General features: G+C 72.3%; 16 protein-coding genes. 11 read left to right on the forward strand and 5 right to left on the reverse strand.

What is annotated here, in order from left to right:
• Positions 1-4 precede the first annotated feature (4 nt).
• From ACFQ46_RS01185 to ACFQ46_RS01205, 5 genes are read left to right on the forward strand one after another with little or no spacing between them, the layout of a single operon-like run.
• On the forward strand, positions 5-1,111 hold the full coding sequence (locus ACFQ46_RS01185; RefSeq protein ID WP_380256372.1) for a polysaccharide pyruvyl transferase family protein: 1,107 nt from the start codon (positions 5-7) through the stop codon (positions 1,109-1,111).
• Positions 1,108-3,447: a glycosyltransferase gene (locus ACFQ46_RS01190; protein WP_380256374.1), complete on the forward strand. Its 2,340-nt coding sequence runs from the start codon at positions 1,108-1,110 to the stop codon at positions 3,445-3,447. The genes ACFQ46_RS01185 and ACFQ46_RS01190 overlap by 4 nt, the downstream gene beginning before the upstream one ends.
• Positions 3,444-4,412, forward strand: a complete 969-nt coding sequence (locus tag ACFQ46_RS01195) for a hypothetical protein (protein ID WP_380256376.1) — start codon at positions 3,444-3,446, stop codon at positions 4,410-4,412. The genes ACFQ46_RS01190 and ACFQ46_RS01195 overlap by 4 nt, the downstream gene beginning before the upstream one ends.
• On the forward strand, positions 4,409-6,589 hold the full coding sequence (locus ACFQ46_RS01200; protein WP_380256378.1) for a hypothetical protein: 2,181 nt from the start codon (positions 4,409-4,411) through the stop codon (positions 6,587-6,589). The genes ACFQ46_RS01195 and ACFQ46_RS01200 overlap by 4 nt, the downstream gene beginning before the upstream one ends.
• Complete coding sequence (locus ACFQ46_RS01205; RefSeq protein WP_380256380.1) at positions 6,586-7,935, forward strand: lipopolysaccharide biosynthesis protein; 1,350 nt, start codon at positions 6,586-6,588, stop codon at positions 7,933-7,935. Before ACFQ46_RS01200 ends, ACFQ46_RS01205 begins: the two co-directional genes overlap by 4 nt.
• Here ACFQ46_RS01205 and ACFQ46_RS01210 read toward each other — a convergent pair.
• Positions 7,920-8,801: a family 16 glycosylhydrolase gene (locus ACFQ46_RS01210; protein WP_380256382.1), complete on the reverse strand. Its 882-nt coding sequence runs from the start codon at positions 8,799-8,801 to the stop codon at positions 7,920-7,922. The genes ACFQ46_RS01205 and ACFQ46_RS01210 overlap by 16 nt on opposite strands.
• Before the next feature lie 94 nt (positions 8,802-8,895).
• Positions 8,896-9,801 carry a family 16 glycosylhydrolase gene (locus tag ACFQ46_RS01215; protein WP_380256384.1) on the reverse strand — a complete coding sequence of 302 codons (906 nt, stop codon included), beginning with the start codon at positions 9,799-9,801 and terminating at the stop codon, positions 8,896-8,898.
• Between the two features lie 225 nt (positions 9,802-10,026).
• On the opposite strand from ACFQ46_RS01215, the gene ACFQ46_RS01220 reads away from it, so the two are divergent.
• Entirely contained in the window at positions 10,027-12,102 is a 2,076-nt protein-coding gene (locus ACFQ46_RS01220; RefSeq protein WP_380256386.1) for a hypothetical protein, read from the forward strand.
• A gap of 68 nt (positions 12,103-12,170) precedes the next feature.
• On the opposite strand, the gene ACFQ46_RS01225 is transcribed toward ACFQ46_RS01220, so the two are convergent.
• Positions 12,171-13,115, reverse strand: coding sequence for a family 16 glycosylhydrolase (locus ACFQ46_RS01225; RefSeq protein ID WP_380256388.1), 945 nt, complete (start codon positions 13,113-13,115; stop codon positions 12,171-12,173).
• 214 nt (positions 13,116-13,329) lie between these two features.
• Between ACFQ46_RS01225 and coaE the strand changes: the two genes are divergently transcribed.
• Both coaE and uvrB read left to right on the forward strand, forming a co-directional pair.
• The gene (gene coaE / locus ACFQ46_RS01230) at positions 13,330-14,463 is read left to right on the forward strand and encodes a dephospho-CoA kinase (RefSeq protein ID WP_380256390.1); all 1,134 of its coding nucleotides are present in this window, start codon (positions 13,330-13,332) and stop codon (positions 14,461-14,463) included.
• Between the two features lie 49 nt (positions 14,464-14,512).
• Positions 14,513-16,642, forward strand: a complete 2,130-nt coding sequence (gene uvrB, locus ACFQ46_RS01235) for an excinuclease ABC subunit UvrB (RefSeq protein ID WP_380256392.1) — start codon at positions 14,513-14,515, stop codon at positions 16,640-16,642.
• On the opposite strand, the gene ACFQ46_RS01240 is transcribed toward uvrB, so the two are convergent.
• Positions 16,630-17,016, reverse strand: coding sequence for a DNA polymerase ligase N-terminal domain-containing protein (locus ACFQ46_RS01240; protein ID WP_380256394.1), 387 nt, complete (start codon positions 17,014-17,016; stop codon positions 16,630-16,632). The two genes, uvrB and ACFQ46_RS01240, sit on opposite strands and share 13 nt — an antisense overlap.
• Positions 17,017-17,126: 110 nt before the next feature.
• Between ACFQ46_RS01240 and ACFQ46_RS01245 the strand changes: the two genes are divergently transcribed.
• Positions 17,127-19,277: an acyltransferase family protein gene (locus tag ACFQ46_RS01245; protein WP_380256396.1), complete on the forward strand. Its 2,151-nt coding sequence runs from the start codon at positions 17,127-17,129 to the stop codon at positions 19,275-19,277.
• A 15-nt stretch (positions 19,278-19,292) separates the two neighbouring features.
• Here ACFQ46_RS01245 and ACFQ46_RS01250 read toward each other — a convergent pair whose 3' ends face one another.
• On the reverse strand, positions 19,293-19,865 hold the full coding sequence (locus ACFQ46_RS01250; RefSeq protein WP_380256398.1) for a MarR family winged helix-turn-helix transcriptional regulator: 573 nt from the start codon (positions 19,863-19,865) through the stop codon (positions 19,293-19,295).
• A 224-nt stretch (positions 19,866-20,089) separates the two neighbouring features.
• Here ACFQ46_RS01250 and uvrA point away from each other — a divergent pair, with 224 nt between their 5' ends.
• Both uvrA and ACFQ46_RS01260 read left to right on the forward strand, forming a co-directional pair.
• Positions 20,090-22,987, forward strand: a complete 2,898-nt coding sequence (gene uvrA, locus ACFQ46_RS01255; RefSeq protein ID WP_380256784.1) for an excinuclease ABC subunit UvrA — start codon at positions 20,090-20,092, stop codon at positions 22,985-22,987.
• Positions 22,988-23,335: 348 nt separating this feature from the next.
• Entirely contained in the window at positions 23,336-24,682 is a 1,347-nt protein-coding gene (locus ACFQ46_RS01260; RefSeq protein WP_380256400.1) for a protoporphyrinogen/coproporphyrinogen oxidase, read from the forward strand.
• The last annotated feature ends 19 nt before the right edge of the window (positions 24,683-24,701 follow it).

Below are 24,701 nucleotides of genomic sequence, written 5' to 3' on the forward strand. Positions count from 1 at the left end.
GGAGGTGGTGTCCTACGTCGACGCCCACACCCAGTTCGACAACCTCGGTGACGACGTCATCCTCGAACGCCTGCTCGCGTTGCTGGCCGAACGGGGCGAGGTCGTCGTCGACACCCGGGGGATCGGTCCCGAACTCCTGGAACTGACCGGCGCCGGGAACCACCGTCGCGCGGGCGCGTTGCCTCTGCGCATCCTCGCCGACGCGGCCCGAGACCGACTGCGGGCCGAGGGTTCGCGGTCGCGTCGGGTCCTCGTCCTGAAACCCGGTCACATCGGGGGGACTCCGAGCGCCCGGGCGATCGCCGAGCGGGTCGTCCTGCTCGGTGTGACCCTCGGGTGTCGTGCGTTGGGCGCGCGGGTCGTGCGCACCGCGTTCTCCGTCGCGGACCTGCACCCCACGATGCTGCTGCTCGAGCGGTGGCAGACGCGTGCGATGCACGTCTACGCCCCCCGAGACAGCCGTAGCGTGCGCTACGCCCGGGGCAAGGGTCTGCGGGTGCACGCGACGTCGGCCGACCTCGCCTGGACCGTCCCGGTCACCCCGGTGCGGCCGCGGACCAGCCCCGGGACGGTCGTGTTCAGCCTGCGCTGCAGCACCTCCGGCTACGAGAAGCAGGATGACTACGAACGCCGGCTCACGGCGCTGGTCGGACGACTGCAGCCTTCGCTGCGGTCCGGCGGGCGCACGCCGGTCTGGGTCTCCCAGGTCGTCTCCGACGACGCGTTCGCCGGGCAGTTGGCGGACGGGCCGGGGGAGCGGGTCGTCTTCGACCGGACTCCCGCCGGTTCACGGCGGGTCCTGGACGCTTACGCGGGGGCCGAGGTCGTGCTGACCAACCGACTGCACACCTTCCTGCTGGCCCTCGCGCAAGGCACCCCGGCGCTCGTGCTGACGGACCCCAGCACCCACGCGAAGCTCGACGGGTTGCTCAGCGACGCCGGCCTGGGCGACCTGCTGCTCGACGTCCGCAGCGTCAGCGCGGACGACGTCCTGGCCCGCATCGACGGTCTGACCGCGGAACTGCCCGACGTCGCGACCGCCGTCGCCAAGGCGTTCGCGACGGGACGCGCGCACATCGCGGCGACGCTCGACGACGCGGTCGCCGGATGAGGGTCCCCGAGGTGGCGATCCCGCGGGTCGCCGTGGTGGTCTGCAGCCTGGGCCGACGGCCCGGGCTGGACGTGCTGGTGCGTCAACTGCTCGACCAGCACGTCCCGCTCGAGGCCGGACGCCCCCGGTTCACGTTCGAGGTCGTCGTCGTCGACAACGACCCGAGCTCGGCCGCGGTCCGGAACGCGCTGGCCGGGGTGGACCGCGAACCCGGGGTCCGTGTCCTCGCCGAACCCCGGCGAGGCCTGGCCCGGGCACGCAACCGCGCCCTCGCGCACCTCGCGGAGACGGGGTTCGACGTCGTCGCCTACACCGACGACGACTGCGACCTCGGCACCCACTGGCTCGCTGCACTCACCGATCCGCTGTGCGGTCCGGGGGCCCACGACCTCGTCGGCTGCGTCACGGGTCGCACGATCGCCCTGGAACCCGGCACCCGGGCCGAGGAACTGTTCGAGGAGTTCGGTTCGTTCACCCGCGGCGCGTACCGCTGCTGCTGGACACCCGACGGCAGCCCGCCGCCGGCGGGTCTGGGCGTCGTGGGGGAACGCCCGACGTTCTTCCCCTACAGCGGGGTGTTCGGCACCGGCAACAACATGGCCTTCCGCACGTCGGTCCTGCGTCGCATCGGGGGTTTCTCGGCGAGCCTCGGGGCCGGCAGCGCGGTCGGCGGCGGAGAGGACCTCTACGCGTTCCTGCGGGTCCTCGAGGTGGGGAGCGCGATCGTCTACGAACCCGCAGCCGTGCTGCGCCACCGCCACCGCAGCGACATGGCCGCCCTGCAGGAACAGGTCCGCACCTACGGGTCCGGACTCGCCGCCATGGTGCTGCACCACGTCGTCTCCCACCCGCGGGCGCTCCCCCGGTTGCTGCGTGCCCTGCCCGCCGGGGTCCGTCACCTGCTCGACCCCGGCTCGGACAAGAACGCCCGGCGCAGCGAGGACTTCCCGAGGCGACTGGCCGTCACCGAGCTCCTGGGTGTCGCGCAGGCCCCGGCCCTCTACGTCCAGGCCCGCTGGCACGAACACGACACCGACCGTCGCAGTGCGGCCGCTGCGACGTCGACCGTGCGACCGGACCGTCGGTTGCGCGTCCTGGTCCCCACCGACGCCCAGGCCGCCCTCGGTGGGGTCGAGGTCAGCACCCTGGAGGTGTGCGAACAGCTCGCCGCGCGCGGGCACGAGATCGTCCTCTTCGCCGCGGCCGGGGGCTCCCTCACCCCGCGGTGGGAACGGGCCGCGGCCCGCACGGTCACCACCCCGCTGCTGACGGTGCCGGTGACCGCCCCCTGGCGGGCGGTGACCCTCGTCCCCGCGGTGCTCGCCGCACGACGGGCCCGGCCCGACGTCGTCTGGCTCAACCGGGCCGAGCAGCTGCTCTTCGCCGCCGCTGCCGGTGGCCTCACCGGAGCCCCCGTCGTCTGCCAGCTGCGCCACGCCCCCTTCGCCGCCCCGGCCGTGCGGGCCCTGCGCGGCCGGGCCGAGCGCTACCTCGCGGTGTCGGTCGCCACCCGGCAGGAGTGGATCCGTGCTGGTCTCGACCCGCAGCGCATCGAAGTGGTGCACAACGGGATCGACGTGGCGGACTACCCCGCTCCGACCCCCGCTCACCGGGCGGCCGCCCGGCTCGCCCTGGGCATCCCGGCCGATGCCGACGTCGTCCTGCACTACGGACGGCTGACGGTGGAGAAGGGGATCGAGGTCCTGCGCGACAGCCTGCCCCTGCTGCGCGCCCGCGCCGCCGGGCGCGACGTGCGGGTGCTGCTGGTCGGCGACCTGCCGGGCGCCGGCCGGACCCACCACGACTGGCTCGCCGCAGCCCCCGAGGTCACCCACCTGCCGGCCCGGACCGGCAGCGAGCTGCTGCAGGTGCTGCACGCGGCCGACGTCGTGGCGCTGCCGGCGCTCGCCCCCGAACCGTTCGGCCGGGTCGTCGTCGAGGCCATGGCCACCGGCCTGCCGGTCGTGGCCAGCCGCACCGGCGGGATCCCGGAGATCCTCACCGGTGAGTTCACCGACTTCCTCGTCGTGCCGGGCGACCCCGACGACCTCGCCCGCGCCCTCGCCGGGGCGCTTCGTCGGCGCCGTGAGGATCCCGACCTCTCCCGCCGGACCCGTGACCACGTCGCCCGCGCGTTCTCCCTCCGGGCCACCGTCGACGCGGTGGAGGGGGCCCTGCTGCGCGCGGCCCGGGCGAACGCCTCCCAGGTCGCCTCGCCCGGTACCTACGGCGGCGTGCTGGTCCTGCCCCTGCCCCCGCCCGCGGCGCCGTCCCACGTCCTCCCGATCCAGCCGTCCCCGTCCGCACACCTGCCCCAGGAGGTCGATCTGCGATGAGCACCACCACCGACAGCCCTGCCACGTCGTCCGACCCCACCCCCTCCGCCCCGGGCACGACCCCGCCCCTCGACGCCGTCCGCCGTCGGGTGCGCGAGGAGATCCGCCGTGCCCGGTGCGAGAACCGCCTCGTGTCCCGCTACGGGTTCAACGCGGCCGCCGTCGCCTCGTACCGCCGCTCGCCCTCGGAACTGACCCCCGCGGGACGGGACGTGCTGCAGGGTCTGCGCCGCGACGGGGTCGCCATGGCGAACCTCGACGACGTCCTGGGTGAACCGGGACGCTTCGAAGCCCTCCGCGCGCACGTCGAGGGGTTGGCCCAGGCCAACGCCGACTCCGAACGCGCCTTCGGGAAGAGCTTCCTCGTGGAGTTGATGGGCTCCGAGCCCGTCGTCGCCGCCGACGACCCGCTGCTGGCCCTCGGCGTCGACCCGCGCCTGCGAGGAATCGCCGAGAGCTACTCCCGGATGGCGCTCAAGGTGCACGACCTCAACGCCTGGCTGAACCTCCCCACCCAGGGCGAGGCCGTGCAGTCCCAGCGCTGGCACCGTGACCTGCCCGAGGACCACGACATCGTCAAGATGTTCGTCTACGTCCGCGACGTCACCCCCGGAGCGGGGCCGCTGAGCTACCTCGCCGGATCCGCCTCCCGCGCGGGCCGCAAGCTGCAGGTGCGCAACGACTGGGACGGAGTGGGCTACCGTCTCGACGACGCCGGGGTCGACGACCTCGTCACGCGCCACCCCGGGCTGGAGGTCCGCTCGGCCACCGCGCCGGCGGGCACGGTCGTCTTCGCCGACACCCGCGGCATCCACCGCGGCGGACACGCGATCGACACCGAACGGTTGCTCACCCAGGTCCTCTGGGCTTCGGCCGCGTGCTGCCGCCCCCGGTCCCTGCACCCTGCCCCCGGCGTCAACCCGAACGCGTTCCAGCACGTCCGTCTCGTGAAAGGCCGCAGGTGACAGCGACCATCGACCGCGCCTCCTCCGCTCGTCCCCTGCCGGGGGAGCGACCCACCGGCCCCGGCTTCACCGTCGTGGCTGCCGCGCTGTCCCTGACGGGTCTGCTCGTCGCGGTCAGCACCCTGACCGGTCTCGGCTGGACCGGACGCTCCGCGGTGACGACCGGCTGGTGGCTCCTCGGGCCCGGCGTGGCCCTCGTGGGCGCCTGGCACCGGCGACTGGACGCGCTGACCGGTGCGGTAGCGGTCGCGGCGTCCCTGGCGCTCGTCATCCTGGTCGGGCAAGGCATGCTGTCCACCGGCCTGTGGCACCCCGTCCCCGTCGCAGGGATCCTCGGGGTCCTCGTCTCCGCGGCACTGGCGGCCGTGGCCGTCACCGGCGCTCGCGACACCGCCGCCGGACGGGACGGCGACGCTGCGCAACCCCGCACCGAGACCCCGCTCACCGGCCGTGTAGCGCCGGTCGTCCTCGCGCTGGCCGCCGCGGCGCTCTGGCCCTGGGGCGTCCTGGGCAGTTCTCCCGCGGAGGCCGGTCCCGCCGGGCTCGCCGGGGTCGTCGGGGCCGGGACGTGGATCTCCTACCTCCTCCTGGCACTCGCGGTCGGCCTAGAGGTCCGCGGTGCCGCTCGCGGTTGGCTGCTCGCGCTCCTGAGCGTGGCCGCGGTGGTCGGGATCTTCGGCCTGCGGTCCCTGTTCGCCGACGTGGCGGGAGACACCACCGGGTGGCTGCACTGGGGGTTCGCTTCTCAGATCGCCCGGGACGGGCACGTCCTGGCGAACTTCGACGCCCGCTACAGCTGGCCGGGGTTCTTCGCCGCAGCGGCGTTCCTCAAGGAGGCCGGCGCGATCGGTGCACCCGAGGAACTGCTCCGCTGGACCCCGCTGGTCCTCGGCGCCGCGGCGACCGCGGCCGTTCGGGTGTGGGCGCGGTCCTTGCTCGGTCCGGGCGTCCGGTCCTGGATCGCTGTGCTCGTCTTCGTCTGCGCGAACTGGGTGGGACAGGAGTACTTCTCACCCCAAGGGGCCACCTACGTCGTGGTGCTCGCGACGATCGGTCTGCTGCTGCACCTGGAGTCGCGGGTGCACGGTCCTGTCCTGCTGCGCGCACGTCACGTCGCCGGACGCCGGACCCCGGCGGTGCGGACCCGCACGACGGTGGCGATCGTCGTGGCGGCATCTCTCGCGATCGCGCCGGCGCACCAGCTCTCGCCGTGGTTCCTCGTCCTCTTCCTCCTCCCGTTGGCGGTCGCGGGTCGACTGCCACGCTGGATCCCCGCGGTCCCGGTCGTGATCGTGGTCCTCTGGTGGGTCACCGGGGGACGGGCCTTCTGGGAGAACAACCTGCCGGCGATGATCGACGGGTTCGGTCAGCTCGGCTCCAGCGTCTCCCGGAACGTCGGCGACCGCTTCAACGGTGCTCCCGTGCGCCGGGTCATCATCGGGCTGCGGATCGCCTCGGCCGGACTGCTCCTGGTGCTGGCGGCGGTCGGGATCGAACGGCTGCGCCGGACCGGCGGCCACTGGAGGACCAGCGTCGTGTGGGCGCTGCTGCCCTTCGCGGCCGTCCTCGCCCAGTCCTACGGCGGCGAGATCATCATGCGTTCCCTCTACTTCGCCCTGCCGGCCCTCGCGGTCTCCGCCGCGCTCGCGGTGCCGTTGCGGTCGCGCAGCCCGGAACCCGGTGAGCTCGACTTCGTCGCGCCGTCGGGTCGTTGGCTGCGGATCCGGGAGACAGGTCCGCTCGGCGCGGTGGCCCTCGTCGTGGTGCTCAGCGCCCTGCTGGCGACCACCGTCACCATCCGCGGCCAGAACGACGCCTTCAACACCTTCACGCCGGACGACCTCTCGGCCTCCGAGGCGGCCTACGCGGTGGCGCGGCCAGGGGACACCCTGGCCACCCTGACCGCCGCGGCACCGACCCGGTACGCGGAAATCGGGGTCGTGCGTCAGATCTCCCTGCAGAACCTCTGCCCGCCGTCGCAGGTGGACGCCGCGTGCGTGGAATCGGCCGCTCCCGACGTGCTCGTCCTCACCCGTTCGGAACAGGCTCAGGGCGTGATCTTCTACGGCCGCGGTGCGGGGTGGATGGACGAGATCGGGGACGACCTCGTCGCCGACGGCACCTACCGCGAGGTCAGCGCGTCCGGGCAGAGCCGCGTCCTGGAGCTGCAGCGGTGACCGCCGGTCCCGACGCTCCCGCGGACGCGCTCGCGACACCCTCGCCACCGGCCGCCGGGGGCTCGCCGCTGCGCAGCGGGACCGCCGTCGCCGCGGGGATGGGCATCGTCTCGCTCGCCGGGTTCCTGACCTGGATCATCGCCGCCCGGTCGATGACCCGGGAGGAGGTCGGTCAGCTCTCGGGGTTCGTCAACGCCTTCATGCTGGTGAGTGGCGCCGGGCAGCTGGGCATCGGTCTCGTCCTCACGCGCTACCTCCCGGTCGCCGGGCGGGCGATGGGGAAGATGCTCCTGTGGGGCGACCTGGCCCTGGTCGCCTCCGTCCTCGCCGTGACCGGGGTCTTCTCCCTGACGCCCTTCGCGGACACCATCGGTGCCGGGCTGAGCCACCCGATGCTCGTGCTCACGGCGTTGACCGTGCTCTGGAGCCTGTACTCGCTGCAGGCCCAGGTCTTCCCCGCCATCGGTCGGGCCGGCTGGTCGCTGCCCAACAGCGTCGCCTTCTCCCTGGCCCGGCTCGGGATGCTCTGGGCCCTGGCCTCGGCAGGGGTCCTCACTGCGCTCGCGTCGTGGTGGGTCCCGTGCGCGTTGAGCGTCCTCGTCATGGGGGTCCTGATCCACCGCCGGGGGGTGCGCGCCCACCGGGAGACGCCGGCGGTCCTGCCGACGAGGCGGCAGGTCGTCTCCTACGCCGGGGGCAACTGGGTCGCGTCGCTGTGGGGGACCCTGTTCTGGAGCGGGTTGCCGCTGCTGGTCCTGCAGATGCTCGGCCCTTCGGTGAGTGCCGTCTTCTCCGCCCTGCACATCCTCGTCCAGACCGTGGACAACCTCGCCGGGCGCTACGGGGCGCAGCTCATCATCGCCGCGGCCTCCGACCGGGGGTCCCTCGCCCGGCACGCGCGCACCCTCGTCCGCGCCGGGGCGGTGGTCGTGCTCCCTGGACTCGCGGTCCTGGCCCTCGTGGCACCCCTGATCCTGCACGCCTTCGGCCAGCACTACGTCGACGAGGGCGCCACCCCGCTACGGATCATGGTGGCGGTGCTCGCGCTCCGGCTGGTGCAGCAGCTGATGGTCAACATCTGGCGGGCCACCGACCGGACGCTGCCGGTCGTGCTGGTGCACATCGCTCAGGTGGTCCCGGTCCTCGTGCTTCTCGGGACGGGTGTGGTCGACGGCCTCGTCGGGGTCGCCCTGACGCTGCTGGGGACGCAGATCGTGCTCTCGGGCCTCATGGTGCGGCCCCTGGTGCGGGCGTTGCGTTCCCGGGTCGCCCCCACCCTCGACGGAGTGGCCGCCGTCGAGGGCTCAGGGGAGCTGCCGACCCCGCGGGGTCACTTGGGGGCGTAGCTGACGACCCAGTCGATCTCGATGTCCGACCGCTGCGGCGTCGTGGCGTCGTCGCAGCTCCCGACGTAGGCGGGTTTGCAGTTGCTGTGCTGGGCCTGCAGCCCCAGCCACATCGGCTGGTGCGGCACCGCGTCGCCGGTGTGGGTCGCCCAGACCCTGCCGTCGACGGTGTACTCCACCTTCTCCGGCGAGATGACGACCCCGAGGGTGTGCCAGCGGGAGAAGTCGTTCTGCAGCCACGAGTGCGCCTGCTTGTTCTCGGGGCTCCAGTGCGACGTGGCCATGACCTCGTCGCGGTCGCCGCCCGAGTCCTCGGCGAAGTCGATCTCCGGGGGCCAGCCGCCGCCCTTGGGGTAGAGGAGGAAGACGTAGCCGACGCCGGCAGCCTTCTGCGCGCGGAAGCGCACGACCCACTTGCCGTAGGTCATGGAGCCGGAGCGGGCGTTGGAGGTGCCACCGGAGTACCAGGCGCCGTCCTCCTTCGTCGTGCGCAGGACCAGCTTCCCGTTCTCCACGAGCGTGTTGCTGCGCCGCCACACGGAGTTGTCCGTGCCCTTGGGGCGGCCCTCGTAGCGGCTCCAGTTGGTGCTGTCGAGGGTGTTCCCGGCGAAGTCGTCGGCGAAGACCTGCTGGTAGCCGCGGAGTTCCCCCGGCATCCTCATGCCCGAGACCGACGCGGACGGGGCGGTGTCGCCGTCGAGGACTCCCCCGGCCAGGGTGCGGGTGGAGCGGGTGACGGCCTCGACCGGGCTCGCGACCGAGGCGAGCAGGCCGGCGACCACGAGTGCGGACGTGGCCGGAGCCAGCAGTCGACGCAGCGTGCGGGAGCGGACGGGGCGAGCGGGCCGGCCTGGTCGGAAGGTCATGCTGGATGTGTCGGACGAACCGGCGTCCAGCCGTGCTCCCCGGCCTGCAGTTCACCCGATCAGCCCGTAACGGGGGCTCAAACCTGACGCTGGGTCACCGGGACTGCGCCGAACGGGTGAGTCCATCCCGGTGGCTGTAACGGGCCACCCAGTCCACCTCGAGCGTGCTGGTGTCCGGGGTGGCGTCCGTGACGCAGGACGACCCGGTCTCGGTGCACTCGTTGGCAGCGGTCTGGATCCCGAGCCACATCGGTACCCCCGGAACGTGTGCGGTCTCGACCACGGCCCACTCCCGCTCGTCCACCAGGTAGGTGATGCGCCCAGGCTGGAGGACGACGCTGACGGTGTGCCAGGTGCTCAGGTCCACGCCCGTGAGGAGGCGGGTGATCGTCTTGTTGTCCGCGTCGTAGTGCAGCGTCGACCGGTAGCCGTCGCGGTCACCCCCACCGTCTTCGGCGATGTCGACCTCCGGCGGCCAGGCACCTCCGGTGGGGTAGAGCAGGACCGCGTACCCGACGCCGGGCGCCGACTGCGCTCGGAAGCGCACGGACCACTTGCCGTACGCCTGGCCCCCCTCGGCCGCCGACGAGATCCCGCCTCCGTGCCACACCCCGTCGCGCTGCCGCGTCGTGCTCAGTTGCAGGACGCCCCCGGTGACGTCGACGTTGGCGGGCCGCCACCAGGTGAGCGGCTGACCCACCGGCCGGCCGGTGTAGGTGGACCAACGTGCGGGATCGAGCGTCGAACCGGTGAAGTCGTCCAGCATCGTCAGCCGCCAGTCGGCGTCGCCGAGGGGAGCCGAAGCGCCGCTGGGGTGCCCTCCCCGCGGGGGCGACGGGGCGTCGCCGTGCAGGACGCCCGATGCCAGGCCCAGGGCCACCAGGGCGACGCCGATCCGCTGCCACGCACGACGGCGCGGCGAGGGACCGAGGGGCCGGAGCGGGGACGGATCGGACCACGCCGTCCGGGCGGTGGGACCGGCCGACGGGCGTCCGAGCACGTGCCGGATCCACCGTCCTCTGGTCGACACGCTTGGACTTGCAACGTGATTGTCCAGAGAGTACGCGGCGGGAGCCGATCACCGGTAGGTTCACGGCAACCACTGATCGCTTGTTCGTCGGGCGTTCGGGTGACGCCCGGTCACCCGGGCGGCCCTCGGCCCGACGAACGGTGACGATGCTCACCCTCGTGCGCCACCACCCCCCGACGCCCCGAAGAGGTCGACATGCCGCCGGTCACCCACGTCAAGCCGCTCAGCCGCCGCGTCCGCCACCCCGTGGCGGTGACCGCGGCGCTGACCCTCAGCCTGCCCCTCGTCCTGCTCGACGTCGCCCCGGCCTCCGCCGCGGCCACGGCCCAGTGCCCACCGACACTCGGTGGGCGCAGCTGCGCCGACCTGGCGCCCGCGCTGCCGCTCACCCTCGACTTCACCGACCCGGCGGACGTCGACCGGTTCACGATGCGTCAGGCGAGCACGAGCGGTGCCCTGCTCCCGGGCAACCTGGGTGTCGACACCTCCGGCGCCGGGGTCCTGAAGGTCAAGGCGACCTCCGGGTCCAGCTACCTCACCCCCACGGCGACGACCCCCGCGGGCAACTCGCTGGACAACGGCATCGGCATCGGTGTCGACGGTGCGGGGACGACGACCGCCAGCGTCACCCTCACCGACATCCCGGCGACGACGAACTCAGGCGAGGGGTTCGGCCTCTGGTTCGGTCCGGGGGAGGACGACTACGTCAAGCTGACCGTCGTCGCGACCACGGGTGGCGCGATGAAACCCCAGCTCGCGCGTGAGGTGGGCGGCGCCAGCACGTCCGCCGACGAGCGCAACGGGAAGGTGCTCTCCCTGGCCGGCAGCAGCATCACTCTCACGCTCGTCGCCAACCCGCGCACGCGGGTCGTCTCGGGCACGTACACCACGCCGGGCGCATCGCCCGCCTCCCTCGGCAGTCTCACCGTGCCCGCCGACTTCTTCGGGCCGGACGGGCAGAGCGCGTTGACCCCGGGGTCCTCCACCTTCGTCGGGCTCTTCACCAGCAGCCGCCGGGCGAAGAACCCGCCGACCGTCTCCTTCGACCGGTTCGCGGTCAGCTCGGACGCGCAGGCGCCCACCCCGACCCCGACCGACACGCCCACGGCGACGCCCACCGCCACGCCCACCCCGACCGACACGCCCACCGCCACCGCGACGCCGACCGCGACGCCCACCGTCACACCGACCGCGACGCCCACCGCGACGCCCACCGCGACGCCCACCGCGACGCCCACCGCGACGCCCACCGCGACGCCCACCGCGACGCCCACCGCGACGCCCACCGCGACGCCCACCGCGACGCCCACCGCGACGCCCACCGCGACACAGGCTCTGCTCCTCACACCCGATGACCTCCTGCCGGGGGACCGGGTGGTCATGAACCGCATCCAGACCCCGGACAACGCCTCGGAGCGCACGCACTCCACAGCTGTGGTCACGTTGCGCAACCCGGGCGACAGCCCCACGACGGTGACCTCACTCGCGACGACGGGCGCGTTCTCCGTCTCCGGGGTCACGCTCCCGCTGACCCTCGCACCGGGTGCCACGGCGAAGGCCACCGTGACCTACACCGCCACCTCGGGACCCCGCAGCTCGGGGACGCTCACAGCCACGAGCGGGTCGGGCACGAGCGCCGTCCTCCCCCTCGAGGGCTGGTGGCAGCGCTACTCCGAACGAGGACTGGAGCCGCTCCTCAAGGACGTCACCTCGATGTTCGGCTACACCACGGCGTTGCCGACGGCCATCTACAGCCGTGGTGCGTACCAGTCGTTCAGCTCCGACGAGGTGCTCTCGCCCTACTGGGCCCGCCTCGACCCAGCGAAGCCCGTGACGGTGATCGACGTCGCCGCTTTCCACACGTACCCGTCCTACGGCTACCTGTGGTGGTTCCCGCAGGGGAGCACGTCGACGTTGTCCACGGCGATCGCGCACAGCAACCTCGACGCGCAGTCGTTCCTGCCCCGCACGTCGCGGCCGAACCTCGGTGACGCGAGCGGCCTCTCCACCTCCTCGTTCACCCCGGCCGGGTCGTTCGGGATCAAGGTCGACAACGAGTGGGGCGACGCGAAGCTCAACGACCCGACGATCGACCGGCAGAAGGGCTGCAAGGCCGTCGTCTGCGGGCAGCACGTCCGGACGTTCGTCCTGCGCAACGCCGCAGGAGCGGTCGTGCCGGGCGCCTACCTGGTGGCCGTCGACCTCGCAGGCGTCAACTACGACTACCAGGACCACGTCTTCGTGATCCAGAACGTCCGCCCGGCCTCCTGAACGGGACGGCTGCACAGCACGCGGGCCCGGGGTCGTCGACCCCGGGCCCGCGTCCGTCCTGCGGGGACTCAGGAACGCTTGTAGCGCGCCACCCAGTCGACCTCGACGTCGGCCGAGCGTGGCGTCGAGGAGTTGACGCAGAGCCGAGCCGTTCCGGAGCAGCGGGTCTCCACCATCGACTGCAGGCCGAGCCACATGGACTCGTCGGGAACCCCCGAGGTCCAAGCGGTCGCCCAGGCCCGGCCGTCGAGGGTCCAGACGATCTTGCCGGGGCTCGTCTCGACCCCGACGGTGTGCCACTGCGTGAAGTCGACGCCGCTGAGGCGCTTGTGCACCCGCTGGTGGGTCCCCTGGGCGTCGTCGTAGTGGAGCGCACCGAGGACGTCCCGCTTGTCACCGCCGCCGTTCTCCGCGATGTCGACCTCCGGAGGCCAGCCACCACCCTGGGGGTACAGCAGGAAGACGTAGCCGAGGCCGTCCCCGGCGTCGGCGCGGAAGCGGATCAGCCACTTGCCGTAGCGCTGCGACCCCGCGCGGGCGTTCGAGACGCCCCCGGAACGCCATCCGGCGGAGGTCTTCTGGGAGCGGAGGACGAGCTTGCCGTCCGAGACGGACACCTGCTCACGCTGCCACGTGGTGCTGGGGTCCCCTGCGGCCCGACCCTCGTACCGCGACCAGTCGCCGGTGTCGAGGGCGCCCGAGAAGTCGTCGACGTAGGTGCGCTGCCAGCCGTTGCCGCTCCCCGGGGCGCTGCTGCTGGCCGCGTCGGCCGCGTCAGCAGTGCTGACGGTGCCGACGAGGAGGGTCGCGGCACTGAGGACCCCCACGAGTCCTCGCAGGCGCCGCGTGCGGGGCGCAGCACCGGCGTGGTGGCGGGGGGCGAGGTGCCGGGGGTGCCCCGGGGGTCCGGTGGGGCCGAGACGGCCGGCTGAGTCGGTGCGGTGGGTCGACGGTCTGGCGATGTCGTGGTGCGGGGCCCCGGCCGGGCCGCGCACGGACGTGAAGTCGAACAACTTTCCTCCCGAGAGTCCTTGCGGACGAAGTGTGGTGATCTTGTGAAGTGCAAGCTGATGATGACTGCGGAGCGTCACCATTCGTGTTACCCAAGCGTGATGCGCAACGGTTGCGCAAGCCCCTGTCGCGTTCAACTTGTCCCGCACCGGATTTGCCGGCACGTGATCATGGTGTGATCAGTCAGTGATCGCGTAGGGTCCGAGTGTGCTGAGAGTGGGTCTTTCGGGGGGGATCGGGGCCGGGAAGTCGACCGTCGTGCGTGCGTTGCGGGCGGCAGGGGCCGTGATCATCGACGCCGACGTCCTGGCTCGGGAGGTGGTGGCCCAGGGGACGCCGGGTCACGCCGCGGTCGTCAGCTACTTCGGGCCCGACATCCTGAACACGAAGGGTGACATCGATCGCCCTTCGTTGGGGCGCATCGTGTTCAGGGACGCGACGGCGCGCGGGGCGTTGAACGGCATCGTCCACCCCTTGGTCGCTGCGCGCCGGGCGGAGCTCGCCGCCGCCGCCCCCGTCGACGCGGTCGTCGTCGAGGACGTCCCGCTGCTGGTGGAGACCGGTGCCGCGGCGGGCTTCCCCCTCGTCGTGGTGGTCGAGGCGCCCACGGCGGAACGGCTGCGCCGCCTCGTCGAGGACCGCGGGATGAGCCCTGAGGACGCCCAGGCGCGCATCGCCGTCCAGGCCGGCGACGAGGAGCGGCGCGCCGTCGCCGACGTGCTGCTGCCCAACCCGCGTCGGTCCGACGCAGCCTCCGACCCCCTGTCGGGCCTGGTGGCGGCGCTGTGGGAGGAGCGGCTGCTGCCCTTCGAGGCCAACCTCCGGGCCGGTGTCGCGGCACGGCGTGGCCCGCTGGCACCGGTGGACCCCGATCCGGGCTGGGCCGCGGCCGGGGCGCGGGTCTGCGCGCGCATCGCGCGGGTGGCCGGGATGCGGGCCCTCGACGTCGCGCACACCGGTCCGACCGCCGTGCCGGGACTGGCGGCCAGGGACGTGATCGACGTCCAGGTGGTCGTGGCCGACCTCGGAACCGCCGACGCGCTCGCCCGCGACCTGGTGTCGGCGGGCCTGGTGCCCGCACCGGGACGTCGCAGCGATCGGCTCCCCGGCGGTGGGAGCGTCGAGAAGGCCTTCGCCGCCTCCGCCGACCCCGGTCGTGCCGTGGACTGCCACGTGCGACCCGCCGACTCACCCGCGGCCGCCCACGTCCTGGCCCTCGGGGACCGGTTGCGGACCGACGCCGGTCTGCGCGGGCGCTACCTCCAGCTCGAGCGGTCCCTGGTCGCCGCAGACGAGGACTCCCGGGCCGACGCCACGGCGGCCTTCGTCCGCGACGTGCTCGCGGGGTGAGCGGACGCCGCTGACGGCTCGTGTCGGAGCTCCCGCCTACGCTTCCCCCATGCGGCCGACGACAGACATCGAGCGCCGGGTGGCGCCCTTCGAGGTGGTCTCCGAGTTCTCACCCTCGGGCGACCAGCCCGCAGCCATCGCGGAGCTCGCGAAGCGGGTGAACGCAGGGGAGCAGGACGTCGTGCTCCTCGGCGCGACGGGTACCGGCAAGTCGGCGACGACGGCGTGGCTCATCGAGCAGGTCCAGCGGCCCACCCTGGTGATGGCCCCCAACAAGACCCTCGCGGCCCAGCTGGCCAACGAGTTCCGCGAACTCCTGCCCAACAACGCGGTCGAGTACTTCGTCTCCTACTACGACTACTACCAGCCGGAGGCCTACGTCCCGCAGTCGGACACCTACATCGAGAAGGACTCCTCGGTCAACGACGAGGTCGAGCGGTTGCGGCACTCGGCCACCAACTCGCTGCTGACGCGGCGCGACGTCATCGTCGTGGCCTCGGTGTCGTGCATCTACGGGCTGGGCACGCCGCAGGAGTACGTCGACCGCATGGTCCCGCTCAAGGTCGGCGACACCATCGAGCGCGACGACCTGCTGCGCAAGTTCATCGTCGAGCAGTACACCCGCAACGACCTCGCCTTCACCCGTGGCACCTTCCGCGTCCGCGGGGACACCGTGGAGATCATCCCGGTGTACGAGGAGCACGCGATCCGCATCGAGTTCTTCGGCGACGAGATCGACAAGCTCTACACGCTGAACCCCCTCACCGGGGAGGTCCTGCGCGAGGAGGAGCACGTCTACATCTTCCCGGCCTCGCACTACGTGGCCGGCCCCGAACGGCTGGAACGCGCCATCGGGACGATCGAGGCCGAACTCACCGAACGCCTCGCCGAACTCGAGCAGCAGGGCAAGCTGCTCGAGGCGCAGCGGCTGCGCATGCGCACCACCTACGACATCGAGATGCTGCGCCAGGTCGGTTCCTGCTCCGGGGTGGAGAACTACTCCCGCCACTTCGACAACCGGGCCCCCGGGTCGGCGTCGAACACCCTGCTGGACTACTTCCCCGAGGACTTCCTCCTCGTCATCGACGAGTCGCACGTCACCGTCCCCCAGATCGGGGGGATGTTCGAGGGGGACATGTCCCGCAAGCGGACCCTCGTCGACTTCGGGTTCCGCCTGCCCAGCGCCATGGACAACCGGCCGTTGCGCTGGGAGGAGTTCCTCGAGCGCACCGGGCAGACGGTCTACCTCTCGGCCACCCCGGGGCAGTACGAACTCTCCCGCGGGAAGGGCGTCGTCGAGCAGATCATCCGCCCGACGGGACTCGTCGACCCGCAGGTCGTGGTCAAACCCACGAAGGGCCAGATCGACGACCTGCTGCACGAGATCCGTCTGCGCACCGACAAGGACGAGCGCGTCCTGGTGACGACGCTGACGAAGAAGATGGCCGAGGACCTCACCGACTACTTCCTCGACCAGGGCGTCCGGGTCCGGTACCTGCACTCCGACATCGACACCCTGCGCCGGGTGGAACTGCTGCGGGAGCTGCGTCAGGGCGAGTACGACGTCCTCGTCGGGATCAACCTGCTGCGTGAGGGCCTCGACCTGCCCGAGGTGTCCCTGGTGGCGATCCTCGACGCCGACAAGGAGGGGTTCCTCCGCTCGGCCACCTCGCTGATCCAGACGATCGGGCGAGCGGCCCGCAACGTGTCGGGCGAGGTGCACATGTACGCCGACCGGATCACCGCCTCGATGGAGCAGGCGATCGAGGAGACGAACCGTCGCCGCGAGAAGCAGGTCGCGTACAACCTCGAGCGCGGGGTCGACCCGCAGCCGCTGCGCAAGCGCATCGCCGACATCACCGACCTCATCGCCCGCGAGGACGCCGACACCGCCGACCTCCTCGCCGCCGCGAGCCAGGGCGGCAGCGGACGTTCGCAGTCGCGGGGGAAGGCCCCGACCCCGGCGAAGAGCAAGGGCCGGAAGACCGCGCAGGGCGAGACGGCGGCTTCCCGCCCGGGCATGGCCCAGGCCGACCTCGCCCAGCTCATCCAGGAACTCTCCGACCAGATGCACGGTGCCGCCGCAGAACTGCAGTTCGAGCTCGCGGCCCGGTTGCGTGACGAGGTCGGGGACCTGAAGAAGGAACTGCGGGGGATGCAGGCGGCTCAGGGCGCCTGACCCTGGTCCTTCGTGAGGTGCAGCAGGAGGTTCTCCGCCTGCGGCCCGCCGGTGCGGATCAGTGCGTACCGGCGGGTCCCCGCGCTCCCGTGCAGGGCGAAGAGGGTGCGGCGCTCGGTGCGGTCCAGCAGTTCCCACCAGCCGGTGTCGGCGATGGTCTTGTCTTCGTCGGTGTAGGTGAGGTGGTCCAGGTCGTGGTCGGGGACGGCGATCGCCAACCGGTCCTCGACGGGCGTGGGTGGCAGGCCCCGGGGCAGCGCCCAGGACCGCAGGACCCCGTCCTCCTCGAGCCTCAGGTCGTGGTGCGGCCTAGGTCGCCGGTGGTCGTGCAGCACGAAGGCGGGGAGTTTCCGGATGATCAGTCCTTGATCCATCTAGTACCGACGGGCTAGCCTCCGGCGCGTCGGGACTGCTTCGCCGTCGCCGCCGAGACCGCCCGAGAGATCCCAGCCAGACGTCGACTGCAGGAAACCGGAGGGCCGACGTGCACCAGCCTGAATCCCCGACGACCAGACCGCCAGCCGGGAGCCTGCCGCGGTCGCGCAGCGGTGGGGTCGGGCTCTCTTCCCAGCTCCCCTCGAGTGGTCGGTCCTTCCGGCCCGACATTGAGGGCCTGCGTGCGGTGGCCGTTCTGCTCGTGGTCCTCTACCACGCCGGTGTGCCCTTCCTGCCGGGTGGTTTCGTCGGGGTCGACGTCTTCTTCGTCATCTCGGGCTTCCTCATCACCAGTCACCTCCTGGACCAGGTGAGCGCGGGAACGCTGACGGTCCGCGGCTTCTACGCCCGACGCGTCCGACGACTGCTGCCCCTGTCCGTGCTGGTGCTGCTCGTCACCGTCGCCGTTGCGGCGATCTTCCTGCCTCCGCTGGAGAACCGGCAGTTGGCCGCGGACGCGGTTTGGAGCGGGTTGTTCGCGATGAACCTGCGGTTGGCGTTCCAAGGCGTCGACTACCAGAACAACGCTGAGCCCTCTGCCCTGCAGCACTTCTGGTCCCTGGGTGTCGAGGAGCAGTTCTACCTCTTCTGGCCGCTGGCGATCCTCGCCGTCGCGGTGGTCTGGCGTCGGCGCCGGATGTCGGGGACCACCGGCTGGTCGTTGCGCCGCTGGCTGGCCGTCGCCGCCGGGCTGGCCACCGTCGTCTCCCTGCTCGGCAGTGAACTCGCGATGCGCTGGGCCCAGCCCTACGCCTACTTCCTCAGCCCGGCCCGCGCCTGGGAGCTCGGCGTCGGGGCGCTGGTCGCTCTGGCCGCCCCCTGGGTCGCTCGCCGTTGGCAGGGGCCCGGCGTCGGTTTCGCGGCCGGGGTGGGTCTGCTCGCCGTCCTCGCCGCGGGCCTGGCCTACGACGACGGGACGCGCTTCCCCGGGGTCAGCGCCCTGTTGCCCGTCCTCGGGACCGCCCTGGTGATCGCCGCCGGTACCGCGCGGTCCAACGCGCCGGAACGTCTCCTCCTGGGGCGACGGGTCCCGCTCGAGATCGGGCGGGTCTCCTACGGCTGGTACCTGTGGCACTGGCCGGCCCTCGTCCTGATCCCCGTGATCCTCGACCGGCCGCTCGACCTCCCGCTCGGTCTCGTCCTGGCCGCGGCGACCTTCCTGCTCGCTCTCGGCTCCTACCAGGTGCTCGAGAACCCGGTCCGCCGGTCGGTGGTGCTTCGTCCACGCGGTCGCGCCCTCGGACTCGGGGCCGTGCTGACGGCCCTCGCCGTCCTGGTCCCCGCCGCCGCGGGTGCGGGTGCCGGGGTGACCCGCGGCCCCGGCCCCGACGCCCCGGCTCCGGACCTGACGACCGTGGTGGCCACGACGGCCGCGCTGACCGCCGGTCTGGGCCGCGTGCCCGTCCCCGCCGATCTCACGCCGAGCCTGGACGCCGCGGCGGACGACCGGCCCCGGACGCCGGAGGGCGGCAGCTGCCACGTGGGCCTGCGGGCGAGCGCCCCCGCGCCGGGTGAGTGCGCCGCCGGTGACCTGAACGGCAGCACCACAGCCGTCCTGGTCGGCGACTCCCACGCACAGCAGTGGCTGCCTGCGTTGGACGCGTGGGGCCGGGCCGCGGGGGTGCGGGTCGTGTCGCTGACGAAGTCCGGCTGCCCCCTCTACGACCTCCGCATCGACCAGGCCCAGCTGGGACGCGACTACTCCGAGTGCTACGCCTGGCGCCGGGCTGTGTTCTCCCGCATCACCCGCGAGGCTCCCGCCGTGGTCGTCACGTCGGCTGTCGGCACGTACTCCTCAGGCGGTCAGGATCCCGCGACCGCCTACGGCGACGGAGTCGGGACCACCGTCACGCAGTTGCGTGCGGTCGCGGACCGGGTGGTCGTGCTGGAAGACACCCCCTACCCGGCCGGCGACGTGCCGACCTGCGTGGCCCGCCACCTCGACGACGCCGCAGCGTGCGCCCTCGACGAGAAGAGCGCGCTCGGCGACGCCGATCTGCGCACCGCCGTCCGCGACGCCGCGACGAGGGCCGCCGCCGTGGTCGTGGACCCGACCCCGCGGCTGTGCACCGATGGGGAGTGTCCGGTCGTGCTGGGAGACACCCTGGTGTACCGCGACGAGAGTCACCTCAGCGCCACCATGGCCCGGCTCCTGGTGCCGCTGATCACGGAGGCCGTGCAGGGGACGGTCACGAGCTGACCGGCCCTGGAGTCGTCAGCGGCGAGGGTGCACGCCCGGGACGGGGGAGACGCTGCCGGTCTCGGTGAGGTGGGCCATCAGCGTCTCGCCGATCCCGCGCAACTGCTCGAGCTGGGTGGGGGAGAGCTGGTCGAAGAGGTCGCGCCGCACGGTCTCCACGTGGCCCGGGGCGGCCTGGGCGAGGGCGGTGAAACCCTCGTCGGTGAGGACGGCGAGGTAGCCCCGGCCGTCGGTGGGGCAGGCTTCGCGGCGGACCCAGCCCCGTTCCTCCATCCGGGCCACGGCGTGCGAGACGCGGCTGCGGGAGGACAGCGAGGACTCCGCGAGCTCGCTCATGCGCAGCGAGCGGTCCGGGGCCTCCGAGAGGCGCACCAGCATCTCGTAGTACGTGAGGACGATCCCGGAGTCCTGCTGCAGCTGCCGGTCGAAGCGGTCCAGCAACAGCTGCATGGTCGACAGGAAGGTCCGCCAGGTCACCTGCTCGTCGTCGTCCAGCCACCGGGTGCCCTCGCCCGCCACCGGGCCCGGTTCGGCGTCCTGCGACGCGGTGGTGCTCTGGACCTCGATCAGGGTGCCGGACGGTGCCATGTCCCCAGCTTATGCAGTGCTTTCAACTACCGCGTCCGCCGAACGGTTGACCCTGAGGTGGGCGTTCGTCACCGACCGGGGTCCCCGAACACCGTCCGAACACCGCGGAGGCTCGTGTCGGAGGGGACGCCTAGGGTTGCCCCGTGGCCACTCGCTCTCCCTCCTCCAGCCCTCGCACCCCGGGTCCCCGCTCGAAGACCGCCGCCAGCGCGGCGACGCGATCGGTGACCTCCGCCCGGGTGGCCAACGACCGTCTCGTCGTGCGCGGCGCCCGTGAGCACAACCTGAAGAACGTCTCCGTCGACCTGCCCCGGGACAGCCTCGTCGTCTTCACGGGCCTCTCGGGTTCGGGCAAGTCCTCGCTGGCCTTCGACACGATCTTCGCCGAGGGGCAGCGCCGCTACGTCGAGTCGCTCTCGGCCTACGCCCGCCAGTTCCTGGGTCAGATGGACAAGCCCGACGTCGACTTCATCGAGGGGCTCTCCCCGGCCGTCTCGATCGACCAGAAGTCGACCTCGCGCAACCCCCGCTCCACCGTCGGGACGATCACCGAGGTCTACGACTACCTCCGTCTGCTCTACGCCCGTGCGGGGCGGCCGCACTGCCCCGTCTGCGGGGAGCCGATCGGTCGCCAGACCCCGCAGCAGATCGTCGACCAGCTGCTGGAGATGGCCGAGGGCACCCGCTTCCAGGTCCTCGCCCCGATGGTGCGCGACCGCAAGGGCGAGTACGCCGACCTCTTCCGCGAGCTGCAGACCAAGGGCTTCGCCCGTGCCCGCGTCGACGGCGAGGTCGTGGCCCTCGACAACCCGCCGGAGCTGCAGAAGAAGCTCAAGCACACCATCGAGGTCATCGTCGACCGCCTCGTCCTCAAGGACGGTGTGAAGCGGCGCCTCACCGACTCCGTCGAGACGGCCCTCGTCCTCTCCGCCGGGCTGCTGGTCGTGGACCTCGTCGACGTCGAGGGTCCCGAGGGGGAGCGCCGCTTCTCCGAGAAGATGGCGTGCCCCAACGAGCACCCGCTGGACATCGACGACATCGAACCGCGGAGCTTCTCCTTCAACGCCCCCTTCGGCGCCTGCCCGGAGTGCACCGGCATCGGCACCCAGCTCGAGGTCGACCCCGAGCTCGTCGTCCCCGACGAGGACCTCTCGCTCAACGAGGGCGCCATCGCACCCTGGGCCAGCAGTTCCGCCGACTACTTCCAGCGGCTCATGACGGCGCTCGCGGCCGACCTCGCCTTCTCCATGGACGTCCCGTGGCGGGCCCTGCCCAAGCGCGCCAAGGACGCGTTGCTGCGCGGCAAGGACCACGAGGTCCACGTCCGCTACAAGAACCGCTGGGGGCGCGAACGCTCGTACTCCACCGGCTTCGAGGGCGTCGTCGACTTCATCAAGCGCCGCCACGGCGAGACCGAGTCGGACATGAGCAAGGAGCGCTACGAGGGCTACATGCGCGAGACGCCGTGCCCGGTGTGCCACGGGGCCCGGCTCAAGCCCTCGATCCTCGCGGTGAAGGTCGGCGACCGCTCGATCTCCGAGGTCTGCGCGATGCCGCTCGACGAGTGCTCGACGTTCCTCAACGCCCTGCAGCTCTCGACGCGGGAGAAGCGGATCGCCGCGCAGGTCCTCAAGGAGATCCAGGCCCGGTTGGGGTTCCTCCTCGACGTCGGCCTGGACTACCTCTCGCTGGACCGGCCGGCGGGCACGCTGTCCGGCGGAGAGGCCCAGCGCATCCGGCTCGCGACGCAGATCGGTTCCGGCCTGGTCGGGGTCCTCTACGTCCTCGACGAGCCGAGCATCGGGCTGCACCAGCGCGACAACCGCCGCCTCATCGACACCCTGACCCGGCTGCGCGACCTGGGCAACACCCTCATCGTCGTCGAGCACGACGAGGACACCGTCCGGGTGGCCGACTGGATCGTGGACTTCGGTCCGGGGGCGGGGGAGCGCGGTGGTGAGGTCGTGCACTCGGGCGACTTCAAGGGCCTGCTGGAGAACCCGCGCTCGCTCACCGGGCAGTACCTCTCCGGGGCCCGGGCCATCGAGGTCCCCGAGCAGCGCCGGGCGATCGACCCGGCCCGCAAGCTCGTGGTCACGGGGGCGCGGCAGAACAACCTGCAGGACGTCACGGTCGAGTTCCCGCTGGGCTGCCTGGTCGGCGTGACGGGGGTGTCGGGGTCGGGGAAGTCGACGCTGGTCAACGACATCCTCTACACGGTCCTGGCCAACCAGCTCAACGGTGCCCGCCGGGTGCCGGGGCGGCACAAGGCCGTCAAGGGCCTCGAGCACCTCGACAAGGTCGTGCACGTCGACCAGAGCCCGATCGGGCGCACGCCGCGTTCGAACCCGGCCACCTACACCGGTGTCTTCGACCACATCCGCAAGCTGTTCGCCTCCGCCCCGGAGGCCAAGCTGCGCGGCTACCAGGCCGGCCGGTTCTCCTTCAACGTCAAGGGCGGCCGCTGCGAGGCGTGCTCCGGTGACGGGACCCTGAAGATCGAGATGAACTTCCTCCCCGACGTCTACGTCCCGTGCGAGGTCTGCCACGGTGCGCGCTACAACCGCGAGACGCTGGAGGTGCACTTCAAGGGCAAGACCATCGCCGAGGTCCTCGACATGCCGATCGAGGAGGCCAAGGACTTCTTCGCGGCCGTCCCGGCGATCTCGCGGTTCATGACGACCCTCACCGAGGTCGGTCTCGGCTACGTCCGTCTCGGGCAGCCGGCGACGACGCTGTCGGGGGGCGAGGCCCAGCGGGTGAAGCTCGCCTCGGAGCTGCAGAAGCGCTCCAACGGCCGGACGATCTACGTCCTCGACGAACCCACCACGGGTCTGCACTTCGAGGACATCCGCCGTCTGCTCGGTGTCGTGCAGGGTCTCGTCGACAAGGGCAACAGCGTCCTCGTCATCGAGCACAACCTCGACGTCATCAAGTCCGCCGACTGGCTGGTGGACATGGGTCCCGAGGGTGGCAACGGCGGCGGCACGGTCGTGGCCGAGGGCACTCCCGAGGACGTCGCGGCGAACCCGGACAGCTACACCGGCCAGTTCCTCGCCGAGGTGCTCAAGACCCCGACGGCAGCGACGACGACGACGCGTCGGCGAGCCCGCGCGAGCTGAGCCCCGCCTGTGGGCGACGGTGATCGGGGCTGCTGAGTGCCCCGATCACCTACTCCCCGTGAAGGTTTGGTGCCCTCCTCGGCAACTGCCGGTCACCGTCGAGAACGCTTCGTGTTTCTCGCGCGCAGATCGGGGGTTTGCCGCCCCGACGGTCGTCCCGCCTGCCACACTCCTCGTGATCACGCACGGATTCCGGGGGGTCTCCGCGCGGTAGCGACCCGGGGGGACGTTGAACGACACCGTGACCACGAGCACCGCACCGCCGCGGGGGGCCGTGCTCCAGGGACCCCTCGTCGCGGGGACCACGGATCGTCTCGGGGAGAAGCACATGGGGCAGAGGAGTACGACGTGAGCGCGCTCGTCGTCGAGGGTGTGACCGGCCGCGCCGGCACCGACCAGCCGGTCGTCGTCATCGGGGCCGGTCCCGCCGGGCTGGCCGCCGCCGAGCACCTGCTCGACGCCGGGGCCCAGGTCGTCGTCGTCGACGGCGCCCCCGGGGTCGGTGGTCTGTCCCGCTCGATCGAGTTGTGGGGCCACCGCTTCGACCTCGGCCCCCACAGCTTCCGGTCCGACTCCCACCCGGAGTCGGTGACCCGGTGGCTGGACCTCGCGGGCGCCGTCGGCGGGGTGGAACGCACCCGGGTGCGGCGGTCCGCCGTCTGGCGCGGACGTGTCGTGGGTTTCCCGCCCCGTCCCGGGCAGGTCCTGCGCACCGTCGGCGCCGGAGCCGCGGCCCGCGCCGCCGGTACCCGCCTCGCCGCGACGCTGAACCGCCGCGAACCCCGCACCCCCGTCGACGCCTACCAGGCGCTCGTCGCGAGCCACGGCCGCGCCGTCGTCGAGGAACTCCTCGTCCCCTACACGCGCAAGTACCTCGGGGCTCACCCCCGCGACCTGTCCCCGGCCTTCGCCGACGAGCTGCAGGCCACCCGCCGCGGCGGGGAGCGACCCGTCGAACTCCTCACCCCGCGCGAGGGGACCGGCGCCGTCTGGGACGAGCTGGCCCGTCGGCTGCGCGCCCGCGGCGCCCGCATCCTGCTCGGCACCAGCGTGACCGGACTGAGCGCCACCGACGGCCGGGTCACCGCCGTCCGGGTGCGCGACACCTCCGCCGAGTTCTCGATCGCCGCCCGCGCCGTGGTCTCCAGCGTCCCCGCGCCCGTGCTGCTGCGGTGGCTCCCCGGCACCACCGCCCCGAGCGTCCCGTCGCTGCGCAGCCGCGACACCTACCTCGTCCACCTGCTCCTCGACGGGGACGTCGGCCAGGACAGCCACCACGTCACCGCCTACGACGAGTCGCTGCGCGTCGGACGCCTCACCAACACCCGGGTCTGGCGGCCCGCCGCGTTCCGCGACGAACCCCGGACCGTCCTCTGCGCGGAGTTCTGGAGCTCCGGCGACGACGACCTGTCGGCCCGGACCGACCACGAGCTCGCCCAGCTCGCCATCGCGGAACTCCCCGCCTTCGGGGTGGACCGCGGCGTCCGCGTCCTGGACCACGACGTGCTCCGCCTGCCGCGCAGCGTGCCCGTGCCGACCCGTGGCGTCGAAGCGGCCCGCGCGCAGCTCGACGTCCAGCTCGACGCGTTCTCCAACCTCGCCCGGGTCGGCCGCCACGGGCGCCACGACGGGGACGGGCAGGAGGACGCGCTGCTCACGGGCCGCAGCATCGACGCGCACGTCCTCACCGCCTGACGCACCCACGCGACAGCGG

The organism is Kineococcus sp. GCM10028916 (assembly GCF_042674865.1).
GTDB lineage: Bacteria > Actinomycetota > Actinomycetes > Actinomycetales > Kineococcaceae > Kineococcus.